Annotated in this window: 14 protein-coding genes; 10 read left to right on the forward strand and 4 right to left on the reverse strand. The window is 62.7% G+C overall.

Annotated elements, in window-relative coordinates; genetic code table 11:
* Positions 1-60 precede the first annotated feature (60 nt).
* The 3 genes from NKH05_RS19735 to NKH05_RS19745 are packed head-to-tail and all read left to right on the forward strand — an operon-like array spanning position 61 to position 1,488.
* Positions 61-579 carry an RrF2 family transcriptional regulator gene (locus tag NKH05_RS19735; RefSeq protein ID WP_352495149.1) on the forward strand — a complete coding sequence of 173 codons (519 nt, stop codon included), beginning with the start codon at positions 61-63 and terminating at the stop codon, positions 577-579.
* Between the two features lie 13 nt (positions 580-592).
* Positions 593-1,051, forward strand: coding sequence for a carboxymuconolactone decarboxylase family protein (locus NKH05_RS19740; protein WP_352495150.1), 459 nt, complete (start codon positions 593-595; stop codon positions 1,049-1,051).
* Between the two features lie 59 nt (positions 1,052-1,110).
* Entirely contained in the window at positions 1,111-1,488 is a 378-nt protein-coding gene (locus tag NKH05_RS19745) for a DoxX family protein (RefSeq protein WP_023720860.1), read from the forward strand.
* A gap of 28 nt (positions 1,489-1,516) precedes the next feature.
* Here the strand turns inward: NKH05_RS19745 and NKH05_RS19750 are convergent, their stop codons facing one another.
* Both NKH05_RS19750 and NKH05_RS19755 read right to left on the reverse strand, forming a co-directional pair.
* Complete coding sequence (locus NKH05_RS19750) at positions 1,517-2,239, reverse strand: SDR family oxidoreductase (protein ID WP_352855218.1); 723 nt, start codon at positions 2,237-2,239, stop codon at positions 1,517-1,519.
* Entirely contained in the window at positions 2,236-3,087 is an 852-nt protein-coding gene (locus NKH05_RS19755) for an SDR family NAD(P)-dependent oxidoreductase (protein WP_352589974.1), read from the reverse strand. Before NKH05_RS19755 ends, NKH05_RS19750 begins: the two co-directional genes overlap by 4 nt.
* A gap of 105 nt (positions 3,088-3,192) precedes the next feature.
* Between NKH05_RS19755 and NKH05_RS19760 the strand changes: the two genes are divergently transcribed.
* Positions 3,193-4,065, forward strand: a complete 873-nt coding sequence (locus tag NKH05_RS19760) for a helix-turn-helix transcriptional regulator (protein ID WP_352589976.1) — start codon at positions 3,193-3,195, stop codon at positions 4,063-4,065.
* A 10-nt stretch (positions 4,066-4,075) separates the two neighbouring features.
* Here NKH05_RS19760 and NKH05_RS19765 read toward each other — a convergent pair whose 3' ends face one another.
* Positions 4,076-4,717 carry a TetR family transcriptional regulator C-terminal domain-containing protein gene (locus NKH05_RS19765; protein WP_352482943.1) on the reverse strand — a complete coding sequence of 214 codons (642 nt, stop codon included), beginning with the start codon at positions 4,715-4,717 and terminating at the stop codon, positions 4,076-4,078.
* 243 nt (positions 4,718-4,960) lie between these two features.
* Between NKH05_RS19765 and aptA the strand changes: the two genes are divergently transcribed.
* The 5 genes from aptA to NKH05_RS19790 all read left to right on the forward strand — a co-directional run bounded on the left by aptA (position 4,961) and on the right by NKH05_RS19790 (position 9,908).
* A complete protein-coding gene (gene aptA / locus NKH05_RS19770; protein WP_353025914.1) occupies positions 4,961-6,289 on the forward strand; it encodes an omega-aminotransferase AptA in 1,329 nt (442 codons plus the stop codon).
* Between the two features lie 68 nt (positions 6,290-6,357).
* Positions 6,358-7,608: a Zn-dependent hydrolase gene (locus NKH05_RS19775; RefSeq protein ID WP_352482945.1), complete on the forward strand. Its 1,251-nt coding sequence runs from the start codon at positions 6,358-6,360 to the stop codon at positions 7,606-7,608.
* A complete protein-coding gene (locus NKH05_RS19780) occupies positions 7,605-8,054 on the forward strand; it encodes a contact-dependent growth inhibition system immunity protein (protein WP_352495154.1) in 450 nt (149 codons plus the stop codon). The genes NKH05_RS19775 and NKH05_RS19780 overlap by 4 nt, the downstream gene beginning before the upstream one ends.
* A 34-nt stretch (positions 8,055-8,088) precedes the next feature.
* A complete protein-coding gene (hydA, locus tag NKH05_RS19785) occupies positions 8,089-9,540 on the forward strand; it encodes a dihydropyrimidinase (protein WP_352855219.1) in 1,452 nt (483 codons plus the stop codon).
* A 29-nt stretch (positions 9,541-9,569) separates the two neighbouring features.
* A complete protein-coding gene (locus NKH05_RS19790) occupies positions 9,570-9,908 on the forward strand; it encodes a hypothetical protein (protein WP_031194515.1) in 339 nt (112 codons plus the stop codon).
* Positions 9,909-9,943: 35 nt separating this feature from the next.
* On the opposite strand, the gene NKH05_RS19795 is transcribed toward NKH05_RS19790, so the two are convergent.
* Positions 9,944-10,348: a cupin domain-containing protein gene (locus NKH05_RS19795; protein WP_023720850.1), complete on the reverse strand. Its 405-nt coding sequence runs from the start codon at positions 10,346-10,348 to the stop codon at positions 9,944-9,946.
* 161 nt (positions 10,349-10,509) lie between these two features.
* On the opposite strand from NKH05_RS19795, the gene NKH05_RS19800 reads away from it, so the two are divergent.
* Positions 10,510-11,301 carry an ABC transporter ATP-binding protein gene (locus tag NKH05_RS19800; RefSeq protein ID WP_023720849.1) on the forward strand — a complete coding sequence of 264 codons (792 nt, stop codon included), beginning with the start codon at positions 10,510-10,512 and terminating at the stop codon, positions 11,299-11,301.
* Positions 11,302-11,327 lie beyond the last annotated feature (26 nt).

Genomic DNA, 11,327 nt, shown 5'->3' on the forward strand with positions numbered 1-11,327 from the left:
TTCCCCTATTGCGGACAAAGATTATCCACGATAATCTATATCCATGACTAGGAGAGCGAAATGAAGCTGGGTGAGGGCGTCGAAGCGGCCATCCACTGCGCCGCGATGCTTGCTGGCGTTGATGGCGCCGCGACCATGCCGGGTGCTGCCATGGCGGAAGCGTTCGGGCTGTCGCCGAGCTATCTCCTCAAGCATCTCAACATGCTGACGGTGTCGGGCATTCTGGAATCGGTTCCGGGGCCGTCCGGCGGCTACCGGCTGGCGCGGCCGGCGGAACGCATTACGCTGCTCGATATCGTGTTGGCCGTCGAAGGGCGAGAACCGGCCTTTCGCTGCGCCGAAATCCGCCAGCGCGGCCCCGCCAGGCTCGATGCCTCGGTTTATGTCAAACCCTGCGGCATCAAGGTGGCGATGCTGAAGGCCGAGCGTGCCTACCGCGCAGCGCTCGCCGACGCCCGGCTGTCCGACATCGTTGCAGAATACACGGCCGATGCCGATCCCCGTTCGGTCGCCGCCAACTGCGCCTTCGTCGAGCGCCGTCAGCGTCCGCAGAAATCAAGTTCAACCAAGCAAGCATGAAAGGCTAAAAACGATGAAAGAGAGGCTGCAATTTTTCGGCGCGGCGCCGGAGATCATGAAGGCGGTGTCGGTGCTCAACAAGGCAGTCGACGAATGCGGGCTCGAAAAAAGCCTGTTGCATCTGATCAAGCTCAGGGCGTCGCAGATCAACGGCTGCTCGTATTGCGTCGAGATGCACAGCCGCGAGGCGCGCCACGACGGCGAGAGCGAGCAGCGGCTCTATCTCGTCTCCGCCTGGAAGGAATCGCCGCTATTTTCAGAGCGCGAACGCGCAGCCTTTGCCTGGACCGACGCGCTGACCAGGATCGCCGACAACGGTGTTTCGGACGAACTCTACGCAAGGACGCTCGAGCATTTTTCGGAGCAGGAGTTGGTCAAGCTGTCGGTTGCACTCGGCATGATCAACACCTGGAACCGACTTTGCGTTCCGTTCCATGCAATCCATCCGATGCCGGCGGTCATGGCCGCTTGAGCATGGACCAGGCGCGCGGCCTGCGTCGCGCGCCTCTTTTCTGCCCAAGGACCAACAGCATGTTTTCAAGCTTTGATAGTGAGATTCTATTCGCGGCCCGCCTGCTGCTCGGCGGCGCCTTTGTCTTTGCCGGCCTGCGCAACATCCAGAACGCGGCGTTCCTGACCCAATTGATGACGACGCGCGGCGTGCCGCAGGCGCGGCTGGTGCTCTGGCTGGGGATCGTCCTGCAGACCGTCACCGGAGCACTGGTGATCGCGGGCATCTGGACCGCTGCCGCCGCTCTGTGCCTGGTGTTGTTCCTTGTCGTTGCTACGCCGATGTTCCATAATTTCTGGGATCATCAGGGTCCCGAGCGCGCGTCCCGCATCAATGGCTTTGTCGGCAACGTCGCGCTGACCGGAGGATTTCTGGCGCTGATCGCGCAGTCGCTTTGAAAGCGATTGCCGCGTAGATGTAGCCGCGTTACGCCGCATACCGCAAGCCGCCGTCGCAGGTCAGGATCTGGCCGGTGACGAAGCTGTTCGAAACCAGGAACGCGATCGCCTCAGCAACGTCCTCGGCGCGGCCGATGCGGCCGACCGGCGTCTTGCCTGCATAATCGGCAAACACCGCATGGCGCTGTTCATCAGGCAAAAAATCCCACCAGGGCGTGTCAATGACGCCCGGCGCCACGACATTGACGCGTAACGGCTTCAGCTCCATTGCCAGGATCGGCACTACGGTCAGCAGCATGCCGTTGACGGCGGCGATGCCGGCGACACCCGGCGCCGACAATTGCGCCGACACCGCCGAGATGAAAGTCACCGAGCCGCTCTTGTTCAGCGTCGGCAAGGCGGCCTGCAGGCAGGAGAGCTGCGGCCGGACCTTCTCGTCGACGCCGCCGCCGATGTCGGTCAGGTCAAGCGTTTCGAACGGGCCGAGCCCCTTGCCGCCGCTCGCGGCCAGCACCAGGTGATCGAAAGGGCCGAGATCGCTGAAAAACCGGCGAACCTCGTCCGGCTTCGCGGCATCGAAGGCAGCTTTTCCGACGGCACCGCCAAGGCTTTGCCATGCGTTGTCGAGCCGTTCCCGGCTGCGCCCGGTGATCGTCACCTTCATGCCCGGGCCAAGCAGTTTTTTCGCGGTGGCGAGGCCGATGCCGGAGGAGCCGCCGACGACCACAGTGTGTTGCGCTTTCTCGATCATGAATTTTCTCTCTTCGATGTTGCGGAAGCCGGTGCGAGCCCGACAAGACCGAGGCTCAATTCCCGCAATCGACGTCGTGTCTTAGCGTCATAGGCTTGCGCATCGGCGCGGGATTCTTTTTGGCCGTCGAAATAGAGGCCGCTCCGCCCTTCCAGGGCCGGCGATGCGGCGAGGTTGATGATGGCTTCGGCGCCGGTTTCGACCGAGCTCCAGGGTGTGACGCCCGCCTGCCGCACCATCGTGGTGTTCATGTAGCTTGCCGGATGCAGGCTGTTGACCGTGACGCCGATGCCGTTCAGCTGCTCCGCCAGATCGATGGTGAACATGATCTGCGCCAGCTTGCTCTGGCAGTAGGCACGGACGCCGTCATAGGAGCGGGTCAGCATGACGTCGTCGAAATCGATCGCCTGCTGGCCGGCCGAGGCGACGTTGACAATGCGCGCCGGCGCGCTGGCCTTGAGCAGCGGCAGCAGCTCCGTGGTGAGCAGGAAGCCGGCGAGATAATTGACGGCAAAGCGCAACTCGTAGCCGTCGGCGCTGACCTGCCGTTTCGCGTTGGGGCCGGCGGTGCCGACGCCGGCATTGTTGATGAGGACTTCGAGCCGCTTGGTCCTTGTGCGCACGGCCTCGGCGAGGCGGCGGACTTCCGCCAAGGAGGAGAGATCGGCGACGAGCAGCTCGGCCTCGCCGCCGGTGGCTTCGATCTCGGCCACGACCGCCTTGCCCCTGGTCGCGTCGCGGCCATGCACCAGGATGCGGGCGCCGCCGGCGCCGAGCCTTTGCGCGACGACGCGGCCGACGCCGTCGGTCGAACCGGTGATGAGGATTGTCTTGTCTTTCAGTTCCATGTTCAGAGCCTCCATCTCATCGCTCTGAGCGGAAAGATGGGGCACCAGCCACTTGCCAAACAGTTCAAACTTTATCCTGGTATCGGTACTGCTATAATAGCGGCCATGGATTCCACCGCGCATTCCGCCGAAGACAGTCGCCGCCGCGAGCTCGGCGCCTTCCTGCGTTCGCGGCGCGAAAGGCTGACGCCTTCGGCCACCGGCATCTCGACCGGCTTACGCCGGCGCACGCCCGGGCTGCGGCGCGAGGAGGTGGCGATGATCGCCGGCGTCGGCACGACCTGGTACACCTGGCTGGAGCAGGGCCGCGACGTTCGGCCGTCGGTGGAAGTGCTGACCGCACTCAGCCAGGCGCTGCGCCTGGACGCGGCTGAGCAACGGCATCTGTTTATTCTCGCCGGCCGGCCGCAGCCGGAGCGTCGCGTCGACGCGCCGGAAATGATCGACGGCCCCTTGCTGCACATGCTGCAGAGCCTGGTCCTGCAGCCGGCCTATGTCGTCGGGCGGCGCTGGGATGTGCTGGCCTGGAACCCGGCGGCGGCAGCCGTGTTCGGCGATTATGGCCTGCTGGAGGGCGATGCCCGCAACATCGTCCATATGGTTTTCACCAGCCCGCAGCATCGGCGCCTGCTCGTCGACTGGGAGGAACTGGCGCGCGCCGTGCTGGCGTCATTCCGGGCGGAAAGCGCGAAGTATGTCGGCGATCCGGATTTCGAGCGGTTGATTGCGCTGATGACGCATTCAAGCCCGGAGTTCCGCGCCTGGTGGCCGCTGCGCGATGTGGCCCGCAACCTATCGGGTGTGAAGCATGTCAGGCATCCGATAGCGGGCGCCATGGCGTTCGAACATATGAGCCTGTCGATCGACGACGGCTCGGACATGAAGCTGATCGTCTACACGCCGCTCGCCGAGCAGAACTCGATCGCCAAGCTGCAGAAGCTGCTCGATGCGCTGCCGGCCGCGCGGCGCAGCGCGTGAACCATCAAGGCTAGTCTTTCGGCTTCAGCCCGTCGATGAACAGTTGCTCGAGAAACCTTGCGGCATCCTCGAAGCGGCCGTCGCCGCCGCGGTCGGGGCCGAGCACGGCGCGGACCTGGACGTCGAAATCGGCATAATGCTGCGTCGTCGCCCAGATCGAGAAGATCAGGTGCCAGGGGTCGGTGCGGGCAATCTTGCCGGCGCGCATCCAGCCCTTGATGACGTTGGCTTTCTCGTCGACCAGCGTCTTCAACTCACCTTCCAGCATCGGCATGATGCGCGGCGCGCCCTGCAGGATCTCATTAGCGAATAGCCGGCTCTCGCGCGGGAAATCGCGCGCCATTTCGAGCTTGCGCCTGATGTAGTTGCGCAGTTCGGTCAGCGGATCGCCAATGTCGTCGAGTTCGCGCAGCGGCGCCAGCCAGGTGTCGAGAAGCCGTTGCATCAGCGTCTCGTGGATGTCCTCCTTGCGGCGGAAATAATAGAGCAGGTTCGGCTTCGACATGCCGGCGGCTTCGGCGATCTGGTCGATGGTCGAACCGCGAAAACCGTTGGTGGAGAAGACTTCGAGCGCCGCCTCCAGAATGAGCTCGCGCTTTTCCAGCTGGATGCGGGTGCGGCGTGGAGCGGAGCTTTCGACCGCCCCCGTCACCTCGAACAACCTTCGCTGTGAGGAGCGTCTGGACCAATTCTCTGGACCAGTTTTTCCCCGCCCTGTGGAGCGCACTTCGAAAGCCGCATTTCCGCTAGTAATCCCTTGACCGCTGATAAGGCGGTGCTAACGTTTGTCCAACCGGTCAAAAATTTGCGTAGCACGAAAACGCAGCAAAGACCAAGTGTTGGAAAGACCAAGCGTTAGCCGCACCGAAACAGGTTACAAGGGGAAGTCTTGGTCATGTCCAACCGGCTGAAAGTCACGCCGAACGATCTCAGCGCATTCTGGATGCCGTTCACGGCAAACCGGCAGTTCAAGCAGGCGCCGCGCATGATGGTGTCGGCCAAGGATATGCATTACACGACCAGCGACGGGCGCAAGGTTCTCGACGGCACCGCCGGCCTGTGGTGCGTCAATGCCGGCCACTGCCGCCCGAAGATCACCGAGGCGATCCAGAGCCAAGCGGCAGAGCTCGACTATGCGCCGGCCTTCCAGATGGGCCACCCGATCGTGTTCGAGCTGGCCAATCGCCTGGTCGACATCGCCCCGAAGGGCATGGACCATGTGTTCTTCACCAATTCCGGCTCGGAATCAATCGAGACGGCGCTGAAGATGGCGATCGCCTATCACCGCGTAAAAGGCGAGGGCTCGCGCACCCGGCTGATCGGCCGCGAGCGCGGCTATCACGGCGTCAATTTCGGCGGCATCTCGGTCGGCGGCATCGTCACCAACCGCAAGATGTTTGGCACGCTGCTCGGCGGCGTAGATCACATGCCACACACGCATTTGCCGGAAAAGAACTCCTTCACGAAAGGCGTGCCCGAGCATGGCGCGGAACTGGCCAACGAGCTGGAACGCATCGTCGCCCTGCACGACGCGTCGACCATCGCCGCAGTCATCGTCGAACCGGTTGCCGGTTCCACCGGCGTCATCCTGCCGCCGAAGGGCTATCTGCAGAAGCTGCGCGAGATCTGCACCAAGCACGGCATCTTGCTGATCTTCGACGAGGTCATCACCGGTTTTGGCCGCCTCGGCACGCCGTTTGCCGCCGACTATTTCGGTGTCACCCCGGATATCATGACGACGGCCAAGGGCGTCTCCAATGGCGTCATCCCGATGGGCGCGGTGTTCGTCAAGAAGGAAATCCACGACGCCTTCATGACCGGGCCCGAGCATATGATTGAGTTCTTCCACGGCTACACCTATTCGGGCAATCCGATCGCCTGCGCGGCGGCGCTGGGCACACTCGACACCTACAAGGAAGAGGGGCTGCTGACGCGCGGCGAGGAACTGGCGCCGTACTGGGAGGACGCGCTGCACTCGCTGAAGGGCGAACCGAACGTCATCGACATCCGCAACATCGGCCTGATCGGCGCGATCGAGCTGGCGCCGATCGCAGGCCAGCCGACGAAGCGCGCCTTCTCGGCTTTCGTCAAGGCGTTCGAGCGCGGTGCGCTGATCCGCACCACCGGCGACATCATCGCTCTGTCGCCACCGCTCATCATTACCAAGGGCCAGATCAACGAATTGATCGACCATGTGCGCGAAGTGCTGAGGGCGGTGGACTAGATGCTCCCCAACATGTAGGGCGACGACGGGAACCGTCGTCCTAATGTGAGTAAATGAGAGGAACTTGAATGGCCGCCCCCGGCGAGAATCTGCGAATCAATTCAGACCGTTTGTGGGATTCGATAATGGAGATGGCGAAGATCGGCCCCGGCATTGCCGGCGGCAATAATCGCCAGACCGTTACCAACGAGGATGGCGAAGGGCGGCACCTGTTCAAGCGCTGGTGCGATGAGGCGGGGCTCGAAATGGGCGTCGACGAGATGGGTACGATGTTTGCCCGTCGCGAAGGCACCGACCCCAGCCTGCCGCCGGTGTATGTCGGCAGCCATCTCGATACGCAGCCGACCGGCGGCAAGTACGACGGCGTGCTCGGCGTGCTCGGCGGCCTGGAGGTTGTGCGCTCGCTCGACGATCTCGGCATCAAGACCAAGCACCCGATCGTCGTCACCAACTGGACCAACGAGGAAGGCGCGCGCTTTGCGCCGGCGATGATGGCGTCCGGGGTATTCGCCGGCGTGCTCGATCAGGCCGAAATCTATTCGCATGTCGACAAGGACGGCAAGAAATTCGGCGAGGAGCTCGAACGGATCGGCTGGAAGGGCACCGAAAAGGTCGGCGAGCGCAAGATCCACGCCTTCTTCGAATTGCATATCGAGCAGGGCCCGATCCTCGAGGACGAGGGCATCGACATTGGCGTCGTCACCCATGGCCAGGGACTGAAATGGCTGCAGGTGACGCTGACCGGCAGGGAGGCGCATACCGGCTCTACGCCGATGCCGAAGCGGCGCAATGCCGGGCTCGGCATGGCGCGGGTGATCGAATTGGTGCACGAGATCGCCATGGACTACCAGCCGGACGCCGTCGGCGCGGTCGGCCATATGGAGGTCTATCCGAACTCGCGCAACATCATCGCCGGACGCACCGTCTTCACCATCGACATCCGCTCGCCGGAAAAGGAGGTGCTGGACGCCATGGACGGCCGCATCCGCGAAGGCATCGACACGATCTGCGAGGCGCTCGACATCAAATATCAAATCGATCAGGTCGGTCATTTCGATCCGGTCACCTTCGACGCGGGCTGCGTCAAGGCTGTGCGGGATGCGGCGGAGCGCCTGGGATATACGCATCGCAACATCGTCTCCGGCGCCGGCCACGACGCCTGCTGGATCAACCGCGTCGCACCGACGGCGATGGTGATGTGTCCCTGCGTCGACGGGCTCAGCCACAACGAGGCCGAGGAGATCACCAAGGAATGGGCAACGGCCGGCGCCGATGTGCTGTTCCACGCGGTGGTCGATACGGCAGTGATTGTCGAATGAAGCCGCGTCGCAATCTTGACGAAGATCGGACGCTTAACGTGCTTCTGGGCTGGAAGGCAGATCAGCCTCCATTTCAAACCTCTCTCGTCGAACAATGCAGCATCGCGTTGGCAACGCCGCTGCGGAACCTTACGGGGGAGCAAATAAGGCTGCTGGTCAGCCAAGGATTCGGGCTGGAATATGTGGTCCCCAAAGCGATATCCATACTGACTGAAAACCCGTTGATCGCAGTGACGTTCCACGATGGCGATCTACTTATGAACTGCCTCAAGATTTCTCCGGAGTTCTGGATGGAAAACCAGGATCTTTGGATTGAGCTTGACGGGATCCTGCGATCGCTTGACCAAACCATGTCAGACATCGGCAAGCATCGGCCACAATTCGATTCCGCCTGGGAAATTTTGAGCGGTCAGGACGCGGGAATCGCAAGATCGAAGAAAGCTTAAGCTTGCCAACGCGGACATATAGGGGAACAAGAAAATGTCCAAAGTCATCAAGAATGGCACCATTGTCACCGCCGACCGGACGTGGAAAGCCGATGTGCTGTTCAGGCACGGCAAGATCGTCGGCATCGGGCCGGATCTGCATGGCGACCATGAGTTCGACGCCAGCGGCTGCTATGTCATGCCGGGCGGCATCGACCCGCATACCCACCTCGAAATGCCGTTCATGGGCACCTATTCGGCCGATGATTTCGAGAGCGGCACCCGCGCCGCGCTCGCCGGCGGCACGACGATGGTCGTCGATTTCTGCCTGCCGGCGCCGCAGCAGTCGCTGCTCGAGGCCTTGCAGATGTGGGACAACAAGACTTCGAAGGCTTCCTGCGATTATTCCTTCCACATGGCGATCACCTGGTGGGGCAAGCAGGTGTTCGACGAGATGGCCACCGTCGTTGACAGGGGCATCACCTCGTTCAAGCATTTCATGGCTTACAAGGGTGCGCTGATGGTCGATGACGACGAGCTGTATTCGTCGTTCCAGCGCTGTGCCGATCTTGGCGCGCTGCCGCTGGTCCATGCCGAGAATGGCGACGTGGTGGCGGCACTGTCGCAGAAGCTGCTGGCGGCGGGCAATAGTGGTCCGGAGGGACACGCCTATTCGCGCCCGCCGGAAGTCGAAGGCGAGGCGACCAATCGTGCCATCATGATCGCCGACATGGCCGGCGTGCCGCTCTATGTCGTGCATGTCTCCTGCGAGCAGGCCCACGAGGCCATCTGCCGGGCGCGCCAGAAAGGCATGCGGGTATTCGGCGAGCCGCTGGTCCAGCACCTGACGCTGGACGAGAGCGAATATTTCAACAAGGACTGGGACCATGCGGCGCGGCGCGTTATGAGCCCGCCCTTCCGCAACAAATGGCATCAGGATTCGCTGTGGGCCGGCCTGCAGGCTGGGTCACTGCAAGTGGTGGCGACCGACCATTGTGCCTTCACCACCAAGCAGAAGCGCAACGGCGTCGGCGACTTCACCAAGATCCCGAATGGCACGGGCGGGCTCGAGGATCGTTTGCCGGTGCTGTGGACGACCGGCGTCAACACCGGCCGGCTGACGATGAACGAGTTCGTCGCGGTGACCTCGACCAACATCGCCAAGATCCTCAACATGTACCCGAAGAAGGGCGCCATCGTCGAAGGCGCGGACGCCGACATCCTTGTCTGGGACCCGAAGCGCAAGAAGAAAATCACGGCCAAGAAGCAGCAGTCGGTCATCGACTACAACGTCTTCGAAGGTTTCGAGGTGACCGGCCTGCCACGCTACGTCTTCTCGCGCGGCGAACTGTCGATCGAGGAAAACGAGGTTAAGGCAAAGCCCGGCCATGGCGAGTTCGTCGCTCGCGAGCCGAACGCGGCGGTCAACCGGGCACTGTCGACCTGGAAGGAAATTTCCGCGCCGCGCAAGGTGGAGCGTACAGGCATCCCGGCGACGGGCGTTTGAGCTTGGCGAGCCACGGAGCGATCATCTCAATGGCCGCGGTGATCCTTGCCTCCGGGCCGGCGGCGGACGTCCTTGCCGGCTCCTTTGGCAATGAGGTCGGTTGCGCTGGTGTACGGCTCGGTTATCAGGACCGCGACGATTATGTCGTGCTGACCGCCGAGGGCGTCGAAACCTATGGCAGCGGCTGCGAGTTCGCACAGCCATTGACGACGACGCCTGGCACCCAGTTGTTGAGCTCCACCTGTTTCGCCGAGGGCGAGGAGGGGACGACCACAGATGTCGTCAAGGTCATCAACAAAGGAGGGGACGGTTTCTTCGTGACCATTCCCGGCCTTGAGGAGATAGGGCCGCTGAAATCATGTTCGTGACGGTGCCGATGACGGCCGCCGCCTCGACCCAGTCCTCAGGCGACCAACCCGTCCAGTTCCGGCAGCAGGACGACGCTTTCCTGTTCGTTGGGATCGGTGCGGGCAATAACCGCCGAGGCGGGGCTGTCGCTCAGATTGGCCGGCAGATGCGGCACACCGGGGGGAATATAGAAAAGATCGCCGGCCTTGACCACGATATGCTGTTCGAGCCGGTCGCCATACCAGGTATGGACTTCGCCGGAGAGCACATAGATCGCAGTTTCATGGTTTTCGTGCATATGCGCCTTGGCGCGGGCGCCCGGAGGCATGGTCAGCAGATGCATGCAGATACCGGAGGAGCCGACTGTTTCGGCGGCGATACCGGCGAAATAGCTCAGGCCCTGCTTGCCTTCATAAGAGCTTTCAGGGCGGATAAGATGGCACGTCGGTTTGGGCGACATCGGGGCAACTCCGGGCGTCTATCTGATGGGACAAGGGCACGTAGAACTGGGGCGCGTAGAACTGGCGCGAGTAGGACTGGGCGAGTGGAAAGCAACATCGGGGTAAAATCAATCGGATTCCGGCCGGTGGCGCAGTGGCCGGAAGCGACAGGCTACGGCCGATGACGGGAGCATCGCCAGCCGTTGTTTCGGCAAGCAAGCTTGGCCTGACCTTCCAGACCAATGACGGTCCGGTGCAGGCGCTGTCGAATGTCGACCTGACCATCGGCAAGGGCGAATTCGTGTCCTTCATCGGGCCCTCCGGCTGCGGCAAGACGACCTTGCTGCGCGTCATCGCCGATCTGGAGAAGCCGACATCGGGAGCCATTTCCGTCAACGGCATGACGCCCGAGCAGGCGCGCCAGCGCCGCGCCTATGGCTATGTCTTCCAGGCGGCCGCACTTTATCCGTGGCGCACGATCGAGCGCAATGTGGCGCTGCCGCTGGAGATCATGGGCCTGTCCAGGGCGGAGCAGGCGGCGCGCATCAAGCGAACCCTCGACCTCGTCAACCTCAGCGGCTTCGAGAAGAAATACCCCTGGCAGCTTTCGGGCGGCATGCAGCAGCGCGCCTCGATCGCACGGGCGCTCGCCTTCGATGCCGACCTTTTGTTGATGGACGAACCGTTCGGCGCGCTGGACGAGATCGTGCGCGACCACCTCAACGAACAACTGCTGGAGCTTTGGGAGCGGACCAACAAGACCATCTGCTTCGTCACCCATTCGATCCCCGAGGCGGTCTATCTGTCGACGCGCATCATCGTCATGTCGCCGCGCCCGGGGCGTGTCAGCGATGTCATAGAATCGACGCTGCCGAAGAAGCGGCCGCTCGATATCCGCGAGACGCCGGAGTTCCTGGCCATCGCGGCACGGGTGCGCGACGGGCTGAGGGCAGGGCACAGCTATGATGATTGAGCGGGATGAGGGTCCTCCTCTCCCCG

Origin of the sequence: Mesorhizobium sp. M1399, from assembly GCF_040317735.1 — a bacterium.
In the GTDB taxonomy this organism is placed as follows: domain Bacteria; phylum Pseudomonadota; class Alphaproteobacteria; order Rhizobiales; family Rhizobiaceae; genus Mesorhizobium.